Below are 21,908 nucleotides of genomic sequence, written 5' to 3'. Positions count from 1 at the left end.
GACCATGCTTACCCTCTTATCATGAACACCGATATCGTGGACCTCAGGGCCTTCTATGCGAGCCTGCTCGGAAAGCTTGCCGAACGCTCCATCGCCATGGCCCTGTCGTCCATCTGGGCCAAGCTGCCGGACGAGCGGCTCGTCGGCCTCGGCTATGCCCTTCCCTGGCTGGACCGCTTCGGCAGCGATGCCGAGCGCGTCTTCGCCTTCATGCCCGCGCGCCAGGGCGCCATCCATTGGCCGGCGGGCCGGCCGGCCGCGACCGCCCTCGTCGATGAAGAGGAACTCCCGCTCGCCGACTCCACCGTGGACCGCGTTCTGGTGGTTCACGCTCTGGAGCACGCTGAGAACCCGCGCCAGATGCTGATCGAGCTCTGGCGCGTGCTGGCGCCGGGTGGACGCATCGTCCTCGTCGTGCCGAACCGGCGCGGGATCTGGGCGCGCTTCGAGCACACGCCTTTCGGCACCGGGCGCCCCTACTCGCGCGCCCAGCTCGTCGAACTCCTGCGCGAGGCGAATTTCACGCCCGGCGCCTGGGCGGATACGCTGCATTTTCCCCCGGCGCGGCGGCGCTGGGTCATGCGGCTGCACCAAGTGCTGGAGCGGGCGGGCCGGCGCTTCTGGCCGCTTTTCGCCGGCGTGCTGGTGGTGGAGGCGGAGAAGCGTCTTTATCAAGGCCTGCCCGCCAAGGCACGGCGCGCGCGCCGGGTGCTGGTGCCGGTGCTGAGCCCGCAGGGGGCGACGCGCGTCCGCGGCGGCATCACGGCCAATCTGGACAAGAAGGGTGGATGACATGTGGCGTGATCAGCGGATACTCGATCTGTTCGGCATCGAACAGCCAATCCTCCTCGCCCCCATGGCCGGCTCAGGGGGCGCGGAACTGGCGATCGCGGCTGCCGAAGCAGGCGGGCTCGGTTCGCTTCCCTGCGCCATGCTCTCGCCGGACCAGATCCGCACCGAACTCGGCATCATGCGTCAACGCGTGAACAGACCTGTCAACCTCAATTTCTTCTGCCATACGCCACCGGAGCCGGACCCCGATCGCGAAGCGGGCTGGCGCAGGCGGCTCGCACCCTATTATGCCGAATTCGGCCTCGATCCGGAGTCCCCACCCGCGGGCGGCGGCCGCAATCCCTTCAGCGAGGAAGCCTGCGCCATTGTCGAGGAGTGCCGGCCGGAGGTGGTGAGCTTCCATTTCGGTCTGCCCGAAGAGGCGTTGCTCGACCGCGTGCGGGAGACGGGCGCGAAGATCATCTCCTCCGCTACGACCGTGGCCGAGGCCCGCTGGCTGGAGGAGCGCGGCTGCGACGCCATCATCGCCCAAGGCGCCGAGGCCGGGGGGCATCGGGGCATCTTCCTGGAGGACGATATCGCCACGCAGCCGGGAACCATGGCGCTGGTGCCGCAGGTGGTGGACGCGGTGTCCGTGCCCGTGATCGCCGCGGGCGGCATCTCCGACGGGCGCGGCGTTGCGGCGGCCTTCATGCTCGGGGCTTCGGCAGTGCAGGTCGGCACGGCCTATCTGCAGTCTCCGGAAGCGCTGGCCGGGCCGGCGCATCGGGAAGCTCTCGCCAGGGCGCGTGACGACCGCACGGTGCTCACCAACGTCTTCACCGGCCGGCCAGCGCGCGGACTCGTCAACCGCATCGTCCGCGAGGTGGGCCCGATCAGCGCCGAGGCACCCGCCTTTCCTCTGGCCACCACCGCGGTGATGCCGCTGCGCAAGGCGGCGGAGGGCTCAGGCTCCGGCGATTTCTCGCCGCTCTGGGCCGGGCAGGCGGCGGCGCTGGCGAAACCGATGCCGGCGAAAGAGCTGACGACATCGATCATGCAGGACGCGGCAGCCCTCCTCCGAGGCTCTTGAAGCTGCCGCGCGGCGAGCGCTGCCCGACCGCTCAGGACAAGGCCAGTTGCAAGCTCGTGCCGATCTTCTCCAGGCGGTATGGCGTGGTCTGGTAGACCTGGTTGATCCAGTTGCCGAAGAGCAGATGGGCGTGCGAGCGCCAGCGGTTGAGCGGCGGACGGCTTGGGTCGTCTTCCGGAAAGTAGGCGTGCGGCACCTCGACCGGCACGCCGGCGGCCACGTCGCGATCATACTCCTCCTTGAGCGAGGTGGAGTCGTATTCGATGTGATTGAACATGTAGAGCCGGTTGCCGGTCTTTTCCGTCAGCAGGCAGGGGCCGGTCACATCCGATTCCATGAGCAGCTCCAGACCCACCCCTGTGGGAATGTCGGACGCGCGCACCTCGGTCCAGCGCGAGACGGGAATGGAGAAGTCGTCCGAAAAGCCGGCAAGGTAGGGGGAGGCCGGAGCGTTGTTCTGGTGCCGGAACACGCCAAAGGCCTTTTTCTCGAGCTTGTGCTTCGGAATGCGATGGAAATGCCAGGCGGCCGCCATCGCCCCCCAGCAGATGAAGAAGGAGGAATGCACGTTGGATGTCGTCCAATCGAAGATGCGCGCCAGTTCGTCCCAGTAGGTGACGTCCTCGAAGGGCAGAAGCTCCACGGGCGCACCGGTGACGATGAAGCCGTCGAACTTTCGCGCCGCGACCTCCTCCCAGGTCTGGTAGAAGGAGATGAGGTGCTCTTCGGGCGTGTTCCTGGCCTTGTGGTTGCCGATGCGCACCAGCGTCAGTTCCACCTGCAGGGGCGTGGCGCCGATCAGGCGGGCGAACTGCGTTTCCGTGCGGATCTTGTTGGGCATGAGGTTGAGGAGCCCGATCTGAAGCGGGCGGATGTCCTGACGCAGCGCCGTCTCCTCATCCATGATGGATACGCCCTCGCGCGTAAGCACTTCACGGGCGGGAAGCTGGTCGGGAATCTTGATTGGCATCACACAGGCTCCAAAACAAAAAGACCGGCGGCGAAATCGCGGCCGGTCCTTGCGAACATATACGCAACGGCCTTTTAGCGACTTCTTTAACGTGGCTGCAAGCCGACCGGCCAAATCACCACGGAGTTATCGAGTATTTAAGCCGGCCGACCCTTTGCGTCAACGCAGTTCATGGGCTAAAGCAAGCGGCCTCGATCTAATGGAACTGCCCGATGACTTCGCTCGACCGTCCGCAGCCCAAGCCCGGCGTCATGGACATCGCCGCCTATGTTCCCGGCCGCGAAAGCGTGCCCGGCGCGGCAAAGGTTTGGAAACTCTCCTCGAACGAGACGCCGCTCGGCCCCTCGCCGGCCGCGCTGGAAGCGGTCCGGGAGGCGAGCCGGCATCTTGACCGATACCCGGACGGTTCCGCCACGAAGCTGCGCGAGGCGATCGCGCAGGCGCACGGCCTCAATCCCGCGAACATCCTGTGCTCCAACGGCTCGGACGAGCTTTTGGGCCTGCTGGCGCAGACCTATGTGAAGCCCGGCGACGAGGGCATCTTCACCGAGCATGGCTTCCTGATCTACAAGATCCAGATCCTGGCCGCGGGAGGCGTGCCGGTCGTGGCCGAGGAGACGGACGAGCGCGCCGATGTCGACGCCATCCTGGCGGCGGTGACGGAGCGTACGAAGATCGTCTTCCTCGCCAATCCCAACAATCCGACCGGCACCTACCTGCCGGTGGACGAGGTGAAGCGCCTGCGGGCCGGCCTGCCCAGGCATGTGCTGCTGGTGCTCGACGCAGCCTATGCGGAATATGTCCGCCGCAACGACTACGAGGCAGGCGTCGAGCTCGTCTCTTCGAGCGAAAACGTCGTCATGACACGCACCTTTTCCAAGATCCACGGGCTTGCCGGCCTGCGCATCGGCTGGATGTACGCGCCGGCCCATGTGGTGGACGCGGTCAATCGCGTGCGCGGCCCATTCAACGTCAACGCGATCGCCATCGAGGCGGGCGCGGCCGCGATCCGCGACAAGGCGCATGTGGAGCAGGCGGTCGCCTTCAACGAAACCTGGCGCACGTGGCTGACCGACGAGATCACCAAGCTCGGGCTGCGCGTGACGCCGAGCGTGGGCAATTTCCTGCTGATCCATTTCCCGGAAAACGGCGGCAGGACGGCCGAGGAGGCGGACGCGTTTCTCACCGCACGCGGCTATATATTGCGCCGGGTTGCGGGCTACGGGCTTCCCAACGCCCTGCGACTCACCGTCGGGCCCGAGGAGGCCAATCGCGGCGTGATCGCCACCCTCGCCGAGTTCCTGGGCAGGTGAGCCGTGGCCGACCCGCTTTTTGACAAGATCGCCCTTGTCGGCATCGGGCTGATCGGCTCGTCGATCGCACGCGTCGTCCGCCGGGAGGGGTTGGCAGGGACTGTCGCCATCTCGACACGGCACCCGGAGACGCTGGCGCGCGCCCGCGCGCTCGACCTGGGCGACGCATATTTCAGCTCGGCTGCCGAGGCCGTGACCGATGCCGATCTGGTGATCGTCTCCGTACCCGTGGGAGCTTCGGGCGACGTGGCCGCGGAGATCGCGGGGGCGCTCAAGCCTGGCGCGATCGTGAGCGATGTGGGCTCGACGAAATCCTCCGTCATCCAGCAGATGGCGCCGAAACTGCCGGGCACCGTGCACTTCATTCCCGGCCATCCGATCGCCGGCACCGAGCATTCCGGCCCGGATGCAGGCTTCGCCGAACTCTTTGAAGGACGCTGGTGCATCCTCACCCCCCTTCCGGCAACGGACGAGGAGGCTCTCGAACGCCTCACCCGGTTCTGGGAGCGCTGCGGCTCGAGGGTCGACCGCATGGACCCGGAGCACCACGACATGGTGCTCGCCATCGTCTCGCACCTGCCGCACATCATCGCCTACAACATCGTCGGCACCGCGGACGACCTGGAGACGGTGACCAAGTCAGAGGTGATCAAATACTCGGCCTCCGGCTTCCGCGACTTCACCCGCCTCGCCGCCTCCGATCCCACAATGTGGCGCGACGTTTGCCTGCACAACAAGGACGCCATACTGGAGATGCTGGCGCGCTTCTCCGAGGACCTTTCCGCCTTGCAGCGGGCCATCCGCTGGGGCGACGGCGAAAAGCTGTTCGAACTCTTCGCACGCACCCGTGCGGTCCGCCGCTCCATCATCGAGGCCGGCCAGGAAGTGGACGCGCCGGATTTCGGCCGGCAGGTCGTCGCTCACCCGCCGAAGCTCGAAGGCGATTAGGCGTTGCGGCCGGCCGCACGACGCGCGGTCGATCGGGCGCCGCCTCACTTCGCGGTGCCGCTCCTTCGCGTCGTCGTTTCCGTGATCCGAACATCAAGCCGTGCCTCACCGTCGCCACGCCCGCTTTCGCGTCTGGCCATTGATTGGTTTGGGAAGCGGGGCGCACCGTTCGCGCCACAAAAATAAAAAAGGCGCTCCCAATGCGCCCCGCCGGAGTCTGTCCCGACCTCGGCCGATCACTCGGACCCTTCTCCTTCCCGGCTGCACCCAATGAAGGGGGTGGTCTTGGCCGGGCCGAAGGAGAGCCCTAGCGGCTTCTCCGCGGTTTCCGCGATGCCGTCTCTCACCAGCATCCGTTTTTCCGGAAACGGCGTCTCACACCCACCGCCCCGGCACCGCCGGCCTGTCGCGGGCCCTCGGATCCCCAGGTTCCGATCCTGGGGAGGGAGGTTTCCGCCGCCCTCCCGAACACCCGGTGCGCATCCGGTTCCCGCGAGAGCGATGGGGAAAGAATAATACGGGCTGAGGGGATGGGGAGAAAAAGAGTGCGATGAGCGAGTGGCGAAACAGCGAATAGCGAGTGGGAACAGAGGGTTGGCGGGTGAGAAAAATTCCGGAGGGGCGATTTCTATTCCCATGGCTGGGTCTCCCGCCCCTTCTGACGCCAAATCAGAAGCGCGGTGCTGCACCGCTGACAGATGAAGCCTGGCTAGTCGACCGGCGGGATGGTGCCGAGCGGGATGAAGCCGAGAAAGATCCTGCCGCTCACGATGCGGATCTGAAGCGGTGCGCCCGCGAACCCTCCGACCATGCCGGAAGCGGCCATGATCTGGTCGCGCTCATCGGGAAAGATCCGGGCCACCTGCTCCGCGACCGCCGCAGGATCATCGATGCCGACGGACAGCTCGGCATCGATCAGTCCTTCATCATCAACCGAGATCGGGCCGGAAAGCGAGACCTCCGCCCTTTGGCCGGCGAGGCCGACAACCATCTCCTCGATGGTGAGGGACTGCCCGCGCAGGCTCCTTGTCCTGTTCTGGACAAGCGCAACACCATCGGTCACGAGCAAGAGCATCCTGCCCTCGAGCGCCGGAAGACCGGTCACGATCTCCTCGCCCACCCGGAGATTGCGGAAGCTGAGCGCGGCTTCGAGATCGGCCTCCCTCTGCCGGGCATGCACCTGAAGGTCGTCCATCTCCGCGAGCAGCGTCCCGCCACCCTCCTCCGCCGAGACGCGAACGGCCTTGCCTTCTACCGAGACGGTTTCCGGCAGAGGGCGCGTGAGCCTGGTGCTGGCGCGCAAACTTCCCCACTGCGCCCGCAAGGGGACCGTGAAGGGCGTCATGATGGAAGCGGGGCCGTCCACCTCGCTCAGCACCCGGAAGGGCTGGTAGACATGGGCCGCGGACCGAAGCTGCCCTGCGCGGACGGAGACGCCGTCATGGATGTTCTCATAGAAGATGCTCTTGCAGAAAAGGCCGATGCGGAAGGGAAAGCCCCTCGCCTGCGGCTCTTCGCAGAATGCGCGCACACCGCCTCCGTTCACCTTCTCCAGAACGGCGACTGCACGGGATTCGAGCATGCGCGCCGCATAGAACCAGGCACCGGTGTAAGCCGCGCAGACCAGGACGATCGCGATTGCTAGCCACAGGATGCGCCGGCCGAAACGCGAGCTTGTCCTTGACGCCATACCGTTGCTCCCGCTAACCGAATCAGTTCCCGCCCAGCACGATCAAGGCAGAAGTCAGGGGAAATGGACAATTTTTGGGTCTTTGGCTACGGGTCTCTCATGTGGCGCCCGGGTTTTGCCCATGTGGAAACACGCAAGGCGCGGCTGTTCGGCTATCGCCGCGCACTTTGCGTGCATTCCCACGTGCATCGCGGCACGCCGGACCGGCCGGGGCTCGTTCTGGGCCTCGACAGGGGCGGCTCCTGCCTTGGCTTGGCCTTTTCCGTTCCGGGCGAACTCGCGAACGAGGTCATCGCCTATCTGCGCGAGCGCGAACTGGTGACCAATGTCTATCTCGAGCGCCGCCTGCCCATCAGGCTGGAAGGCGGGCCGATCGTCGAAGGGCTCACCTATGTGGTCGACCGCGCCCACCCGCAATATGCCGGGCGCATGGAGCCCGAACAGGCGGCCGCACGGGTCTCGGGCGCCGTCGGGCAGTCGGGCCGCAATGAGGACTATGTGATCAACACGGTCGACCATCTGAAAGCGCTCGGCATTCGCGACCACTGGTTGGAGGTGGTGGCGAAGCGTATTGCGCCCTCGGCGCCGGAGCGCCGGACGCTCTGATTGGAGCCTCTCAGCCCCGGGCCGCCTCGGACTCCACTGCTGCGCCAAGCTCCGCGAGCCTTTTCCGCGCCGTTTCAGGCAAGGGCGGCGGGTTCGGCCCTTTCGCCGCCTCCAGGAGCAGTGCGTCGCAGGCCGCCTCGGTCTCGCGGACGAGACGCTCCAGAAACGCCTCGCGCGTAAGGCCGGGCTCGATCGGCGGCAGGAAGCGCGCGCGGATCACGCCCGGATAGCGCAGGAATTTCCGCCGCGGCCAGTAAAGGCCGGCCACATGCGCGACCGGCACGACCGGCACCTTGAGCTGGGCGTAGAGTTCCACGATGCCGTATTTATAGGCGGGCTCCGCGCCCGGCGGGCGGCGGGTGCCCTCGGGATAGATGATAAGCTGACGGTTCTCCTTCATCAGCTCCCGGCCGGTCTTCACGGCCTGCCGGAGCGCCTTGGAACGGCTGCCGCGGTCGATGGGGATCATGCGCATCTTGGCGACGTACCAGCCGAAAAGCGGAATCCACATGAGCTCCCGCTTCAAGATGTAGAGCGCATCGGGAATCCAGGGCAGGAAGGCGATGGTGTCCCAGAAGGACTGGTGCTTGGGAGCAATGATGCAGGAGCCCTGCGGCAGGTTCTCGATGCCGGAGATCTCCGCCCGCGTGCCCGCGATAACCCGGTGCAGCCACAGGCAGGACGCGGCCCAGACCTTCGGCACGAACCACGCCTTCTTGCGCGGCAACAGGAAGTAGAGGGGCGTCCAGAAGATCATCTGGACGACGAGATTCGCATAGAAGACGAAATTGAAGGCCAGGGAGCGGAGATACAGCATGCGGGATCCCGAACAAGACGCGGACGGCGCCGCCAGCCGTTGGTTACCGCAAGCAGGCCCGTTGTAAAGAGCAGAATGGGAAGAACTTACTTGTGTGCCACGGCCGCGCTGACGGTGCCAGGGAACTCGGCCGCGCTGTTCGCCGGCAGGAGGCCCCGCGCGAGGGCGTAGAGATACTTGGCATACTCGGTGACCAGCACCCTGAGCGCGTCCGGATCGCTCATCCAGGCGCCGTCGTCGAGCGGTGTGTTCACCACGGGATAAGGCTGGAGATCGGCCTTGGGAAGGATCCGCCGCATTTCGAGCAGGCTGCGCGGCATGTGGTAGTTGTTCGTGACGACGATGATGCTGCCAAAGGTATTGGCGCTGACCCACTTCGCGCTTTCCTGGGCATTGCCGATCGTGTTGAGGGCAGCCCGGTCGATATCCACGCAGCAGTTGAACAGGGTGCGGTCGCCGCCGGTCGCAAGCCTCAGATCGTCGGCGCGGGCGATCGGGTTGACGCCGCTGATGAGCAGGCGCTTGCCCTTCCCCGCCGCAAGCAGGTCCATGCCTGTATCGATGCGCGACTGGCCGCCCGTCAGCACCACGATGCCGTCGGCGGGATTGAGCGTAGCCGGCGCCTGCAGGCGCGCGACGTGATCGGCGAAGAAGGCGAAACCGGTGACGAATGCCGCGCAGGACAGGAGGAAACCGGCGGTGAGAGCGCGCAAGGCCACCCTCGCGCGGCGTGGGCGGCGCAGGCCACTGCCCAATTGTGAGACTGCAATTCCCGTCATCTTCCCATAGGTAACCTGCAATTGCGGCAAGGGCGAGTCCGCGCGGCTTGCGTTGGAGCACAAAGCGTTACCGCACGAATCGGCTCGTGAGAATTGCTGAGCCGTCATGTCTCGATGCGCCTGAGATAGGTGATCACCGTGATGTGCGAGGTGGCCGCCGTCAAAACCGCGATGAGCACCACCACAAGCCCCACGCCGAGATAGCCCGACAGCCCGATGGAGAAGTTGCCGAACAGGGCGGAGGCCTGGTCTCCCTCCGGCGTGGCGACATTGTGCGACGACCACCAGGAGAAGATGACGAACACGATGACCGCGGCCACGCCGCCCGCGGCCGCACCGCGCGAACCGGCCAGCAGGAAGTGGCGGCGGAACTCGCGGGCGATGAGCTGCGCCTCCGCCCCGACGAAGTGCAGGACCTCGATCACATGCCCGTTGCCGGCCATCGCGCCGCGGGTCGCGAAGATGACCGTGAGCGCGGTCGCAGACAGCATCAGGACGAGAACGCCGATGCCGATCGTGACGGTGGTGCGCGCCATGGCCACCAGCCGGTCGACCCAGGTGCGGTGATCGTCGAGGATGGCGCTCGGCACCGCCCCGGCAAGCTCTGCCCGCATCGCCGCGAAATCCGGCCGCTCCGCCGGATCGATCGTCACGATGATGAGCCGCGGCACCGGCAATTCGTCGATGTCGAGGCCCGGTCCGAGCCAGGGTTCCAAGAGCCGCGCGGTGGCCTGGCGATCGACGATGCTGGCGCTTTGCACGCCCGCATAGCCGGCGGCCACGTGCCGTGCATCCGCCAGCGCGGCCTCCATGTCCAGCCCCTCCACGGGCTTGATCTGGATCGTCGCCTCGCGCGCGATCTGCGTCTGCCAGACAGCGGCGGTGTCGCGCACCAGCGTGACCGCGCCGAGCGTGAGGCAGGAGAGAAAGGTCATGATGGCGATGACGAGCACCATCGCCCGCCCGGCGACATTGTCGGGCGGCACGATCGGGTTCTGCCTGCGCGCCCGGCGCGCAGCGGCCTGTCGCTTCATGACGCCGACCTTCTCCACGAGGCGGATCGCCTGGTCCCTGGCGGCCATCGACCTAATCATAGATCTGAAGCCTTCCGCCCGAAAGGATCATCCGGCGCGCATCGACCTGCTCCATGAGCCCCACGTCATGTGTCGCGATCACCACGGCGGTGCCCAGGCGGTTGAGCTCGATCAGGAGACGCAGCAGGCGGCGGGCGAGCTGCGGATCGACATTGCCGGTGGGCTCGTCGGCGAGCAGGATCTGCGGCTGCTCGATCAGCGCGCGGGCGATCGCGGCGCGCTGCTTTTCGCCGCCCGAAAGCACCGGCGGGAAGACGTGCATGCGGTCGCCGAGCCCGACCCATTTCAGCAGCTCGACCACGTCGCTGCGATAGCCCGCCTCCTCCCGTCCGCGCACGCGCAGCGGCAGGGCCACGTTCTCATAGGTGGTGAGGTGGTCGAGGAGGCGGAAATCCTGGAACACGACGCCGATGCGCCGGCGCAGGAGCGGTAGCTCCTCGCGCGTGATGCGCGAACGGTCCTTGCCGAAAATGGTGATGAGCCCGCGCGTGGGCTTGAGCGACATGAAGAGGAGCCTGAGCAGCGTCGTCTTGCCCGTACCCGAAGGGCCGCTCAGGAACTGGAAGGACCGCTCCGGCAGCTGGAACGAGACGTCACGGAGCACCTCCGGGCCCATCCCGTATCTCAAGCCCACATTCTCGAAGCGAATCACGTGTACTGACCTGCGCTTTTTCGGAGCGGATGAACCAGCCGCGGCGACGATGACGGCGGCCCGAGACGCGCGAACCACCTTTGGCTTTTATGGTTAATGCCCGATTAACATCCAGGCGAAAACAGCGAAATCGTGAAACATTAACCACTGCGGCCTACAAACGGCGCAGATCAGCGGAAAACGGTTCTGCCCCGATGGGAAAAAGTGGACTGCGCCCCGTTTCGGGCGAGCTTCTCGTGAGTGCTGCTTCCACCCGCCGGGCTGATCCGCACGGCAAGGACGACAGCATTCTCGACGCGGAATTCGAGACGCTGGTGAGAGCCTCCGGGAGGCGGTCCGGCTTACCGGCCGCGGGTGCTCCGGCAGGCGTGGCGGGCCTCGAGATCCTCCGGCGCGGCAGGGGGCTTCCCCGCGATCCTTCCCGTGCCGGCCGGGCCATCCTCTGGATCGGCGCGCTCCTGCTCGTGGCCGGCGCGTTCTGGGTCAGCGGCGGGCATGCGGCGTTCGGCCAGGCTGCGACGATATTTTGAGCGACAACGGCCGCATTGCGCATTATTTCCTGGGGACAAGCGGGCAACCGCTCGCGGCGGGCGGGCATGTCGCCTTCTCCATGCTTCCGGCCGTTCCTAAGGATGGCGGGAAATCTGTTGCAGTCACCTTCAGGGAGCAAGCCGCACGATGCCTGTGGTCCGTGGCAAGCAAATCGAGGTCCTCTACTCGGCGTCCGCCATCGCGCAGCGCAATCTGGAACTTGCCAAACAAATCGCCGCGCGCGACCACCACGACCTGCTCGTGGTTTCGGTCCTGAAGGGCTCCTTCATCTTCGCCGCCGATCTGATCCGCGCCATGCATGACGCGGGGATCTCGCCCGAGGTCGAATTCATCATGATCTCGAGCTACGGCGCGGGCACCACGAGCGGCGACGTCAAGGTGCTGCGCGACATCGACAACGACGTGAGCGGGCGCGACATCCTGCTTGTCGACGACATACTCGAATCCGGAAAGACGCTGAAATTCACGCGCGACCTCATGCTTTCGCGCGGTGCGAGGTCCGTCTCGATCGCGGTGCTGCTCGACAAGCGCTCGCGGCGGCAGGCGACCCTCGAAGCCGATTTCGTCGGGTTCGAATGCCCTGACTATTTCGTGGTCGGCTACGGAATGGACGTGGCGCATGCCTTCCGCGAACTGCCCTTCGTGGGTGTCGTGAAAGGCGACGCCTGAGGCGGCTTCTTGCGCTCCGTTCAGCGAACGTCAACAATTGCCGGAGACAATCGCCCCATGGCAAAGCTTCTGATCGTTGACGACGACCTTTCGGTCCGGACATTCACCGCACGCGCTCTCGCCGCCGCCGGCCACATGGTGGACATGGCGGAGGACGGGGCCGATGCGCTCGACAAGATCGAGAAGGCGTCCGGCGCCTTCGATCTCGTCTTGTCCGACATCCGCATGCCCGCCATGGACGGGATCGAGATGGCGCGCACGGCGGCCAAGACCTTCCCCGGCCTCAAGCTCCTGCTCATGACCGGCTTCGCCGACCAGCAGGAGCGTGCGGCCGAACTGGACGGCACGGTGCTGGGCGTGGTCAACAAGCCCTTCTCACTGGCCGAGATCCGCGATCGCGTGGGCAAGGCCCTGGCGGCTTGACGCGGGATACTGAAGAACAGGCCCCCTCTATAGCCTTGCCGGCCAGAGGGGGTGTTGGGAGCATGGTGTCTTCAAGCACGAAGAAAAAAGGCGCGGCCGGAGGGCGGCCGCGCCCGATGCACGATAAATTTAGCCGGCTCAGAAATCCATGCCGGCGCCGGCGGGCATCGCCGGGGCGGTTTCCTTCTTCGGCCGGTCGGCCACCATCGCCTCCGTGGTGATCAGCAGGCCCGCGACGGAAGCCGCATCCTGCAGCGCGGTGCGCACCACTTTCACCGGATCGACGACGCCCATCTGGAAGAGGTCGCCATATTCACCGGTCTGCGCGTTCCAGCCATGGCCGAACTCGGACTTCTCGCGCAGCTTGCCGACGATGATGGAGCCTTCCGCGCCCGCATTCTCGGCGATCTGCCGGATGGGGGCCTCGATGGCGCGGCGCACGATGTTGATGCCGACCTTCTGGTCCTCGTTCTCGCCGCTGACGGCGTCCAGCGCTTTGGACGCGCGCAGCAGCGCCACGCCGCCGCCGGGCAGAAGGCCTTCCTCGACGGCTGCGCGGGTGGCATGCATGGCGTCGTCGACGCGGTCCTTGCGCTCCTTCACCTCGACCTCGGTCGACCCGCCGACGCGGATCACCGCGACGCCACCGGCGAGCTTGGCAAGACGCTCCTGCAGCTTCTCGCGATCGTAGTCGGAGGTGGTCTCCTCGATCTGCGCCTTGATCTGCGCCACGCGCCCTTCGATCTCGGCCTTGGAGCCGGCGCCGTCCACGATCGTGGTGTTCTCCTTCTCGATCACCACCTTCTTGGCGCGGCCGAGCATCTCGATCGTGACATTCTCGAGCTTGATGCCGAGGTCCTCGGAAATGGCCGTACCGCCTGTCAGGATCGCGATATCCTGCAGCATGGCCTTGCGGCGGTCGCCGAAGCCCGGCGCCTTCACCGCGGCAACCTTGAGGCCGCCGCGCAGCTTGTTGACGACCAGCGTGGCGAGCGCCTCGCCCTCGACATCCTCGGCGATGATGAGCAGCGGCTTGCCGGACTGCACCACGGCCTCGAGCACGGGAAGCAGCGACTGGAGGTTCGAAAGCTTCTTTTCGTGGATGAGCACATAGGGCTCATCCAGCTCGACACGCATTTTCTCCTGGTTGGTGATGAAATAGGGGGAGAGATAGCCCCGGTCGAACTGCATGCCTTCCACCACTTCGAGCTCGGTCTCCGCGGTCTTGGCCTCCTCGACCGTGATGACGCCCTCATTGCCGACCTTTTCCATCGCCTGGGCGAGGAAGCGGCCGATCTCCTGATCGCCATTGGCCGAGATGGTGCCGACCTGGGCGATCTCGTCGTTGCGGGTGACCTTGCGGGCGTTCTTCTTGAGCTCTTCGACGACGGCGGCGACCGCCTTGTCGATGCCGCGCTTCAGGTCCATCGGGTTCATGCCGGAGGCGACCGCCTTGGCACCTTCCTTTACGATGGCCTGGGCGAGAATGGTCGCGGTGGTGGTGCCGTCGCCGGCGGCGTCATTGGTCTTGGACGCCACTTCGCGCACCATCTGCGCGCCCATATTCTCGAACTTGTCCTCGAGCTCGATCTCCTTGGCGACCGTCACACCATCCTTGGTGATGCGCGGAGCGCCGAAGGACTTGTCGAGAACGACGTTGCGGCCCTTGGGACCGAGGGTGACCTTTACGGCATTGGCGAGGATATCGACGCCCTTGAGCATGCGTTCGCGGGCATCGGCATGGAACTTCACGTCTTTGGCAGCCATTTCAACACTCCTTCATAGGCAGCATTCGACTGATGGAAGAACTCTTTCGTTCTGCGCATCGGGCTTTCCGAAAAATCGCTCCGATTTTCGGACCGATGCGCTAGGCGGCCTTCTTCGCCTCGGCTTCCTGGTCGAGAATGCCGAGCACGTCGCTTTCCTTCATGATGAGGAGATCCTCGCCCTGCAGCCGGATTTCCGTGCCGGACCACTTGCCGAACAGGATGCGGTCGCCGACCTTCACCTCGAGAGGCACGAGCGTGCCCTTCTCGTCGCGAGCGCCGGGGCCGACGGCCAGCACCTCGCCTTCCTGCGGTTTCTCCTTCGCGGTGTCGGGAATGATCACCCCTCCCGCCGTCTTCTCCTCCGCCTCGATGCGGCGGACAAGCAGGCGGTCATGCAAAGGACGGAACTTCATGTCTTCCTCCTGGACAAACAGTTTCGAAGCACCTCCCGCGCCGGCCCGCCGGCGCGGTACGCGGCCCGTCATGGCGCCGCGCGCGAAAAATTTGGTTGTGCCTGAATCCAGCTTCAAGAGGTCTGCAAGGAAAAATTAGCACTCATCCCTTGCGAGTGCCAAAAAGATTTCCATTGGGGGGTATGCCTGCGACCTTGGGACGGGTGTGTCCCCGCCTTCGCACGCGGCAAAGAGGCGCCCGCGAAGCGGGTCGGTGCGGCGATGGCGCCGCGCGCCTTCACTGCATATCGAGGAGGCGCTCCAGATATTCGCGCTCCAGCTCGGGACTGAGAGCATCGCCGAGACGGCGGCGGATCGCATCCAGGATCTCTCGCGCGCGCTGCCGGTCGATCTCGTCCGGCACCTGGACGTCGTCACCGAAATCCGGCCCGGTCGTCGCCCGCGGACGGCCCAGCGGGTCGCGCCCGAAATTGCCCTGGCGGGTGCCCTGCTGGCCCTGGCCGCCCTGTTCGCCCTGCATGGCCTGCATCTGGTTCATCATGTCCTGGGCGCCGCGGCGCAGTGCTTCGAGCGCACGGCCCTGCTCGCCCACGGCCCGCTCGCCCTGACCTTCGCCGAGCGCGCCCTCGGCCTCGCCCATGGCTTCACCCGCTTCGCCGAATCCTTCTCCGGGCTCGATGCCGAGGCCGCGCAGCCCTTCCATCAGGCTCTCCAGGTCCTGCCGGAGCCCGCCCTGGCCCTCCTGCAGCCCGCGCAGGGCATCGGCGAGTTCCTCCGGGGACATGCCCTGGCCCTGGCCCTGACCTTGGCCCTGTCCCTGGCCGGGCGGCCGTCCCTGGCCGGGCGGCCGTCCCTGGCCTTGCTGGCCCATCTGTCCCTGCTGGCCTTGCTGACCCTGTTGCCCTTGCTCGCCCTGTTGACCGCGCTGCTGCTGATCGAGCCGGAAGGTCTCGTTCATGAGTTCCTGCTGGCGGCGCAGGAGCTCGCCCAGTTGGTCCATCTGCTGGCGCATCTCCGACTGCTGCTGCCCCTGACCCTGCTGGGGTTGGGCCATCTGCAGGTTGTTCATCATGTTTTCGAGCTGGGAGAGCAGATCCTGCGCCTGGTCGCGCGCGCCCGATCTCGCGAGATCCTCGATCTGATCGAGCATGCGCTCCAGATCGTTCTGGCTAAGCATCTCCATGTTCGGGTTCTGCGACATCTGTGGGTTCTGCATGGCGCGCTCGGCAAACTCGCGCATGAACTCCTGCATCGCCTCGCGCAGCTCCTGCATCAGCTCCGCGATCTCCTCGTCGCTGGCGCCGTTCTCCAGCGCCTGCTTCAAAGCCTCCTGCGCCTGGCGCAGACGCTTTTCGGCGGCGGTGAGGTCGCCGTCCTCGATGATGAGCGCGATCTCCCAAAGCTCGTTCACCACATCGCGCAGCGCATCGTCGCTCCGCGCGCCGGAAAGGCGCGAGCGCACGGCCGAGAGGAGAAGGAAGTGCGTCGGCTCTGTGAAGGTCTCTTCCGGCCACAGAAGCACGGCGTCCATGAGGGAAAGCACACGCGGTTTCTTCTGGGCGTCGAGCGCCAGAACGCGCCGCTGTTCGATCACCGAACGGGCGAGCGGATTGGTGAAGATCCGCTCCGGCAGACTGAACCTCTTCGTCTCGCTCTCACTCGTCTGGTCGGCCGCATCGGTCGCGGACAGAGAGAGCTCCACCTCGGAGCCTGCCCATGGGTGCTCAGTCAGGTCGCGCGACGTCTTGGCCGCCTTGCGGTCGCCCCCGCGCGGCAGGGTGAGCGGCATTTCCGGTGCCTCGAACAGCGGATGCGCGTCTGGATCGGCCTCGGTCGGCACGAACCTGGCCTCCGCGCTCGCCACGCCGTAATCGTCCTCGATTTCGTAGGCGAGTTCCAGCGCGCCGTTCACCGCCCGCTTCGGATCCTCCACGAAACGGATCTGCGGCGGCTCGTCGGGAATGACCGAGAAGCGCCAGTTCTGCTGTTCGCGGACGCCGCTGCGCAGGCTCATGACGCCGTCGGCGGCCAGGATATGCGAGAAACGCACCGCCGCGCCGGTCTGCGCCGCCGCGGCAGCATCCTCACTGGTCCCCTCCTCCGGCGCGATCGGCTGTTCGGTGCCGGAAGCATCCATGAAGGTCAGGGCCTCATCGCCCGATCCACCGCTGACACGAACCGCGACCGTGCTGTTTTCCGGCACGCTGAAAGCCTGCTGCTCGCGATTGGCATCGGCGGTGAGGAAGACGGGCGGCCGGCGTGTATAGGCCGGCGGCGTCACCCATGCATCGATGCGTGCGGAGGCCGTCTGCCCGTTCGCCGCCGGCGGCTGCAACGCATCGGCGATGCGGCCGCCGTAAGGTCCGGTGGAATAGGCGAGCGCGGTCACGAAAAGGAGCGCCGCCACGGCCCGCAAGCCGAGCGGATCGCGCTCGGGAACCGATGTTCGCGGCAGGTCGCCCCTGAGCCGCGACAGCCGCTCCGCCATGCGTTTCTGGTGCTCGCGCCAGAGCGCGGCGGCAAATGCGTCGTCTTCCCGCGAGGCGAGGCGGTCCGTCTGCGTGGAGACCGGGGCGTGTTCCAGAAGATTTCTCTGCTCGATGCGACGATCGACCTCGCCCGGGGTGGGGGCGCGGAAACCGCGGAAGAGCCAGAGGCTGGCGACCGCACCGGCGCCGAGGATCCCCAGAATGCCGAAACGCCCCCAATCGGGCAGGATGCGGAAGACGCCGAACCAGGACAGGCTCAGGAAGAGGCTCGCCAGCACCAAAAGCGGCAAGAGGATCGGCCACAGCCGTTCAACGATGATCGCGCAGTGCACGACGGCCCGGGTCCGCCGCAGGCGGCCGACAAGTCCGGGTTTCAGGCCGTTGGTGGGGCGGGGTTCAGCCATCGATCCTTTCCAGGGGTCCAGGGCGAACCGCGCAAGGCACGCCCTAGCTTAAGATAGCATCAAACACGGCAAAGGCGAGGCGACGCCGCCACACTTTGCGGAAACGCTCTTCACAATGACGTTGGGAAAGAAGCTGTTGCGGAACGCTCCCGCACGTCACGTCGCCAGAACGTCGCTCCACTCGGGATGGCGTCGGAACTGGGCGGCGGCGAAGGGGCAGAGCGGCCCGACCTTCCACCCGTTCTCCCGGGCATCCTCGACGGCGTGCGACACCAGCGCCTCGCCGACGCCCTGGCCGCGGAAGCGCGACGGCACCTCGGTATGGTCGATGATGATCTGGCTTGCACCGATCCTGACGAAGGTCATCTCCGCCTCGTCGCGGTCGGCGGCGTGCACGTAGCGGCCCTTGTTGCCGAAATCCTGGCGGGCGATCTCAATCGCGCTCATTGGCATCTCTCTTTCCTTTGCCGCCGCCATAGGGAGCAAGGAAGTCCCTTGCGGCATCGACCTCGTTGGATCGCAATTCATGGCCGCCCTCGTGCCAGACGAGCTCGGTCGCGGCGCCGGCCGCCTCCAGATAGGCGACGAGCCTGCCGGTGAGCGCGGCCGGGCAGATCGGATCGTGACGGCCCGCGGTCAGAAGCAGCCTGGTCCTCGCATGCGCCGAGGAGAAACGCGGCTCAAAAGGGATGAGCGGGTGCATCAGCACGGCGGCATCGAACAATGCGGGATCTGCGAACACGACAGAGGCGAGGATGTTCGCCCCGTTCGAATATCCGAGGCCGAGCACCGCACTCGGCCGCTCCGCCGCGACATGGGCGCGGACGAAGCCCGCCATCTTCTCCGTCGCGCGGGCAAGGTCGTCCATGTCGTAGACGCCTTCACCCGTGCGGCGGAAGAAACGCGGCGCCCCGTGCTCGCTTACGTCGCCCAGCGGCGCCACGATCCCGGCACCGGGAAGCACGTCGCCCGCAAGGGACAGGAGCTGCCGCTCGTCTCCTCCCGTGCCGTGGAAGAGGAAGAGAAGCGGCCGGCCGGGACCAGCCGACATCGCAAGGTGCCTGTAGGCATCGGCCGCCATTGCTCAGCCCCCGATCGCCGGAAGATGGGATTCCAGATAGGGCCGCAGGTGCTCGTGCTGGCGCGGCAACTTCAAGGCTTCGCCCAGATGCTCCAGATCCTCGTCGCGTGCGAATCCCGGATCGTCGGTGGCGATCTCGAAAAGCACGCCGCCCGGCGCCCGGAAATAGATCGACAGGAAATAGTCGCGGTCGATCACCGGCGTGATGTGGAAGCCCTCGTTCACGAGCGCCTCCCGGACGTCTCGTTGCGCAGCAGCATCCGGCACAGCGAAGGCGATATGATGCACCGAGCCGGCGCCCTGGCGGGCGGGCGGCGCCGCAGGGTCCGTCACGATGTCCACGATCACCGCGCCGTTGCCTCCCGCACGCTCCAGGCGGAGCGTGTTGCCCTCGCGGCCGGTCTCCTTGAACCCCATCATCTCCAGGAGTTCGCGGGTAGGCGCGCCGTCACGGAGCAGCATCGTTGCGGAATGGAAGCCGCGGATCGCCTCGCCGGCCGGAACGCCGCCGCCGGTCCAGGGCTCGCGCGCATCCCCCGCCACCGCCGCGAGGGCAAAGCCGTCGCCATCCACGCCGTCGAAAAGAAGCCGGTCTTCTGCAAAGACCCTCTCGCGCCGGATGCCGCCCACAGCATTCTCCGCCAGACGCTTCTCCCAATAGCCGAGACTGCCTTCGGGCACTGAGAAGACGGTGGTGCCGACCTCGCCCGCTCCGCGCACACCGGGGGCGATGTTCGGGAACGGGAAATAGGTAAGCACCGTGCCGGGCTGTCCGCTCCGGTTGGCGTAGTAGAGGTGGTAGACGTCGGGCGCGTCGAAGTTGACGGTCTTCTTGACACGCCGCAGGCCCAGCACGGCGGTATGGAAATGATCGGTCGCCGGCGCATCGCGCGCCATGGATGTGATGTGGTGAATGCCTTCGATGGTGTCGAGCATTGTGTCGCCTCCTTGGCGGCGCGCATCTCGCGCCACCCTGTTGCCCGATAGATGGACTCCGGGGCGCCACGGCGAAAGGCACGCTTCAAAGATGCACTGTCCACCTGGCAAAGACAGTGGCAGGTTTTTTATGCCCGGTAAATGAAAAGGCCCCGCTGGAGCGAGGCCTTTCCGGATGCGAAGCAGGTGTTTCTACGCGTTACTGCACCCGCATGCGCATCTGGTCGCGATTTTCCGCATAGGTTGCTTCATCGTAGGCGGGCTGCGCCTCTAGCTCATCCTGCGTGAAATCGGTGAAGAGGTAAAGCTCACCATTGTCGTCCGTCTGGAAGACCAGGTTGTCCATGCCAATGGCGACTTCCTTCTCCCCGATGCCGAGGAACCCGCCGACGTCCACGATCGCGGCATCCACATCGCCTTCAGGGGTGAGGACGACGTCGCCGATCTCGCCGACACGTTCGTCATTAGCTCCGTAGACGGCGGTCCCGGTGAGGTTTTCAGCCCGGATCTGGTCTGGAGCCGCCTGATTCAGCGTGTTCCGGTCGATCGCGCCGGTCTGGGTCTGATCGGTAGCCGCTTCCCCGCCGGCGGCCGGCGGCTGGTCGCTCTGCGCGGTCTGCTGATCGGACGCGGCAGTGTCAGCGGCGTTGTCGCTTGCCGCCATATCGCCGCTCGTTCCGGCAGTGTCGTCGGCCGGCGCGGTTGCCGCCATGTCGCCGCTCGTTCCGGCGGTGTCGTCGGCCGGCGCGGTTGCCATGTCGCCGCTTATTCCAGCGGTGTCGTCGGCCGGCGCGGTTGCCGCCATATCGCCGGAGGTGTCGGCACCTTCGGCGCCTTCCTGGGTCGGGGCGGCGGCGAGGTCTTCCTGCGTGGCAGGCTTGGGTGCGCTCACCTGAGCGTCAGCCGGCATCGGCTCGAAGGCCGAGCGGTCGAACTCTTGCTGCGCCCTCAGGGCGTCCTCGGTGGTTTCCACGACGAGCCAGCGCTCGCCATCCTGCTGCTCTGACCATTGGACGAGGTCGTATTGGAGGGCAACTTCCTTCTGGCCGATGCCCAGGAAGCCTCCTACGCCGACCACGATCGCTTCGACGGTACCGTCGTCGTTGATCACGAGATCGGTCACGTCGCCGATATTCTCGGCATCCTCGGCCGTGCTGTTGTAGACGGCCTCCCCGATGAGGTTCGATGCCAGATGCCCTTCCGCATGGACCGTCATCTGCTGCGACTGGCCTTCCATGGGCGCAGCCGAAGGCGTCGTGGTCGAAGGCGTGGTTGTTGTCTGCGCGACTGCACCGCCTGCAAGCAGTGTCGCAATCGCGGTGGTCGCTAAAAGAGTGCGGATCATGTTAAGCTCTCCATGTGCAGTTTCACTGTACATGGCCGCGCATCCGACCGAACCTGGCAGTGAGGATCGGGTGTGCGGCCACCACTTCCGTTAAAACGTCGAGGGGCTAAAACGGTTCCGCGACGCGCCCAGGGCCGGGAACGGAAGCGCTGCCCGTTCATTCTTCAGCACGCCATGCAAAAGCTGCAACGGGTTCCTTCATGCGTATTCATGCGGTGCTGAACCGCGGCGGCGGCACGCTCAGCACAATGGACCTCGACGCCCTCTCCGCCCGTCTCCGCGAGGTGATGACACGGGCCGGGCACGACACCGAGGTGCGTATCGTCGACGGCGCCGAGATCGTCGGCGCGATCCGCGACGCCTGCGCACATCCGCAGGCCGAGATCGTGCTGGCGGGCGGCGGTGACGGCACCGTCTCGCTTGCCGCAGGCCTCCTTGCAGGCTCCCAGAAGGTTCTGGCCATCCTCCCTGCCGGAACCATGAATCTCTTCGCCCGCAGCCTCGGGATCCCCCTGGACATCGATGCCGCCATGCTGGCCCTGGCGTACGGACGCATACGCAACGTCGATATCGCGCGCGTGAACGGAAGACCGTTCGTCCATCAGTTCTCGATCGGGATGCATCCGCAGCTCATCCATCTGCGCTCCCGCATGCCCTTTCACGGGCGTATTGGCAAGCTCCTAGCTTCGGCGCGCGCTGCCTTGGCGACGTTCCGCAATCCACATAACATGGAAGTGGCCCTCACCTTCGGCAACGCCGAGATGATCACCACCACATCGGGAATTGGCATCACCAACAATCTGTTCGGCGAGGGTCACCTGCCCTACGCGGACAAGCCGGACGGAGGCGTGCTGGGGATCTACATCATGCGCGCCGAGCACCGCTCGGACCTGCTGTCCTTCTTCGTCAATATGGGGCTTGGCCGCTGGCGCCGGAACGATCAGGTGGAGATCCACGAGGCGGAAGAGGTGCACCTGAAGATCCTCTCCGCATCGAGACAGCTCAAAAACGCCATCGACGGCGAGCTATGCCCGCTGGAGCGCGACATCCACGTCGCGCTCCAGCCGGGATCGCTGCGCGTGCTGGTCGTTTGA

22 protein-coding genes and 1 riboswitch are annotated in these 21,908 nt (G+C 66.0%); of the genes, 9 read left to right on the top strand and 13 right to left on the bottom strand.

Translation table 11 applies throughout. The features are described from left to right. The first annotated feature begins 21 nt into the window (after window positions 1–21). A complete protein-coding gene (locus PVE73_RS03615) occupies window positions 22–792 on the top strand; it encodes a class I SAM-dependent methyltransferase (RefSeq protein WP_277367331.1) in 771 nt (256 codons plus the stop codon). Window position 793: 1 nt separating this feature from the next. Continuing rightward, the gene (locus PVE73_RS03610; protein WP_277365636.1) at window positions 794–1,864 is read left to right on the top strand and encodes a nitronate monooxygenase family protein; all 1,071 of its coding nucleotides are present in this window, start codon (window positions 794–796) and stop codon (window positions 1,862–1,864) included. Between the two features lie 31 nt (window positions 1,865–1,895). Here PVE73_RS03610 and metA read toward each other — a convergent pair whose 3' ends face one another. Further along, on the bottom strand, window positions 1,896–2,834 hold the full coding sequence (gene metA, locus PVE73_RS03605; RefSeq protein WP_277365635.1) for a homoserine O-succinyltransferase: 939 nt from the start codon (window positions 2,832–2,834) through the stop codon (window positions 1,896–1,898). Between the two features lie 54 nt (window positions 2,835–2,888). Next, window positions 2,889–2,966: riboswitch (SAM riboswitch) on the bottom strand. Window positions 2,967–3,046: 80 nt separating this feature from the next. Here metA and hisC point away from each other — a divergent pair. Together hisC and PVE73_RS03595 are read left to right on the top strand one after the other, a co-directional pair. Continuing rightward, a complete protein-coding gene (gene hisC, locus PVE73_RS03600; protein WP_277365634.1) occupies window positions 3,047–4,147 on the top strand; it encodes a histidinol-phosphate transaminase in 1,101 nt (366 codons plus the stop codon). A gap of 3 nt (window positions 4,148–4,150) precedes the next feature. Next, window positions 4,151–5,095, top strand: a complete 945-nt coding sequence (locus PVE73_RS03595; protein WP_277365633.1) for a prephenate/arogenate dehydrogenase family protein — start codon at window positions 4,151–4,153, stop codon at window positions 5,093–5,095. A 709-nt stretch (window positions 5,096–5,804) separates the two neighbouring features. Here PVE73_RS03595 and PVE73_RS03590 read toward each other — a convergent pair. Next, complete coding sequence (locus tag PVE73_RS03590) at window positions 5,805–6,785, bottom strand: DUF2125 domain-containing protein (protein ID WP_277365632.1); 981 nt, start codon at window positions 6,783–6,785, stop codon at window positions 5,805–5,807. A gap of 63 nt (window positions 6,786–6,848) precedes the next feature. Here PVE73_RS03590 and PVE73_RS03585 point away from each other — a divergent pair, with 63 nt between their 5' ends. Continuing rightward, entirely contained in the window at window positions 6,849–7,391 is a 543-nt protein-coding gene (locus PVE73_RS03585; RefSeq protein ID WP_277365631.1) for a gamma-glutamylcyclotransferase, read from the top strand. 10 nt (window positions 7,392–7,401) lie between these two features. Here the strand turns inward: PVE73_RS03585 and PVE73_RS03580 are convergent, their stop codons facing one another. The 4 genes from PVE73_RS03580 to ftsE all read right to left on the bottom strand — a co-directional run bounded on the left by PVE73_RS03580 (window position 7,402) and on the right by ftsE (window position 10,733). Further along, window positions 7,402–8,208, bottom strand: coding sequence for a 1-acyl-sn-glycerol-3-phosphate acyltransferase (locus PVE73_RS03580; protein ID WP_277365630.1), 807 nt, complete (start codon window positions 8,206–8,208; stop codon window positions 7,402–7,404). An 86-nt stretch (window positions 8,209–8,294) separates the two neighbouring features. Next, a complete protein-coding gene (locus PVE73_RS03575) occupies window positions 8,295–8,921 on the bottom strand; it encodes a YdcF family protein (RefSeq protein ID WP_277365629.1) in 627 nt (208 codons plus the stop codon). 170 nt (window positions 8,922–9,091) lie between these two features. After that, the gene (locus tag PVE73_RS03570) at window positions 9,092–10,021 is read right to left on the bottom strand and encodes an ABC transporter permease (protein WP_277367330.1); all 930 of its coding nucleotides are present in this window, start codon (window positions 10,019–10,021) and stop codon (window positions 9,092–9,094) included. Window positions 10,022–10,073: 52 nt separating this feature from the next. Beyond that, a complete protein-coding gene (ftsE, locus tag PVE73_RS03565; protein WP_277365628.1) occupies window positions 10,074–10,733 on the bottom strand; it encodes a cell division ATP-binding protein FtsE in 660 nt (219 codons plus the stop codon). 194 nt (window positions 10,734–10,927) lie between these two features. Between ftsE and PVE73_RS03560 the strand changes: the two genes are divergently transcribed. From PVE73_RS03560 to PVE73_RS03550, 3 genes are all read left to right on the top strand, one after another. Further along, entirely contained in the window at window positions 10,928–11,263 is a 336-nt protein-coding gene (locus PVE73_RS03560; RefSeq protein WP_277365627.1) for a hypothetical protein, read from the top strand. Between the two features lie 148 nt (window positions 11,264–11,411). After that, complete coding sequence (hpt, locus tag PVE73_RS03555) at window positions 11,412–11,954, top strand: hypoxanthine phosphoribosyltransferase (protein ID WP_277365626.1); 543 nt, start codon at window positions 11,412–11,414, stop codon at window positions 11,952–11,954. A 57-nt stretch (window positions 11,955–12,011) separates the two neighbouring features. Continuing rightward, window positions 12,012–12,377 carry a response regulator gene (locus tag PVE73_RS03550; RefSeq protein WP_277365625.1) on the top strand — a complete coding sequence of 122 codons (366 nt, stop codon included), beginning with the start codon at window positions 12,012–12,014 and terminating at the stop codon, window positions 12,375–12,377. 138 nt (window positions 12,378–12,515) lie between these two features. Here PVE73_RS03550 and groL read toward each other — a convergent pair whose 3' ends face one another. From groL to PVE73_RS03515, 7 genes are all read right to left on the bottom strand, one after another. Beyond that, complete coding sequence (gene groL, locus PVE73_RS03545) at window positions 12,516–14,144, bottom strand: chaperonin GroEL (protein WP_277365624.1); 1,629 nt, start codon at window positions 14,142–14,144, stop codon at window positions 12,516–12,518. A gap of 100 nt (window positions 14,145–14,244) precedes the next feature. Further along, the gene (locus PVE73_RS03540; protein ID WP_277365623.1) at window positions 14,245–14,559 is read right to left on the bottom strand and encodes a co-chaperone GroES; all 315 of its coding nucleotides are present in this window, start codon (window positions 14,557–14,559) and stop codon (window positions 14,245–14,247) included. 277 nt (window positions 14,560–14,836) lie between these two features. After that, window positions 14,837–17,452: a TIGR02302 family protein gene (locus PVE73_RS03535; protein WP_277365622.1), complete on the bottom strand. Its 2,616-nt coding sequence runs from the start codon at window positions 17,450–17,452 to the stop codon at window positions 14,837–14,839. Window positions 17,453–17,608: 156 nt separating this feature from the next. Continuing rightward, the gene (locus PVE73_RS03530; RefSeq protein WP_277365621.1) at window positions 17,609–17,905 is read right to left on the bottom strand and encodes a GNAT family N-acetyltransferase; all 297 of its coding nucleotides are present in this window, start codon (window positions 17,903–17,905) and stop codon (window positions 17,609–17,611) included. Continuing rightward, window positions 17,886–18,533, bottom strand: coding sequence for an alpha/beta hydrolase (locus PVE73_RS03525; protein WP_277365620.1), 648 nt, complete (start codon window positions 18,531–18,533; stop codon window positions 17,886–17,888). Before PVE73_RS03525 ends, PVE73_RS03530 begins: the two co-directional genes overlap by 20 nt. Before the next feature lie 3 nt (window positions 18,534–18,536). Then, complete coding sequence (locus PVE73_RS03520; RefSeq protein ID WP_277365619.1) at window positions 18,537–19,469, bottom strand: ring-cleaving dioxygenase; 933 nt, start codon at window positions 19,467–19,469, stop codon at window positions 18,537–18,539. Window positions 19,470–19,668: 199 nt separating this feature from the next. Further along, window positions 19,669–20,814, bottom strand: a complete 1,146-nt coding sequence (locus PVE73_RS03515) for a PRC-barrel domain-containing protein (protein WP_277365618.1) — start codon at window positions 20,812–20,814, stop codon at window positions 19,669–19,671. 200 nt (window positions 20,815–21,014) lie between these two features. Between PVE73_RS03515 and PVE73_RS03510 the strand changes: the two genes are divergently transcribed. After that, complete coding sequence (locus PVE73_RS03510; RefSeq protein ID WP_277365617.1) at window positions 21,015–21,908, top strand: diacylglycerol kinase family protein; 894 nt, start codon at window positions 21,015–21,017, stop codon at window positions 21,906–21,908.

It is taken from the genome of Chelativorans sp. AA-79 (assembly GCF_029457495.1).
Classification (GTDB): domain Bacteria; phylum Pseudomonadota; class Alphaproteobacteria; order Rhizobiales; family Rhizobiaceae; genus Chelativorans.
The sequence above is the reverse complement of the archived record's forward strand: the minus strand, read 5'-3'. Positions and strand labels throughout refer to the sequence as shown.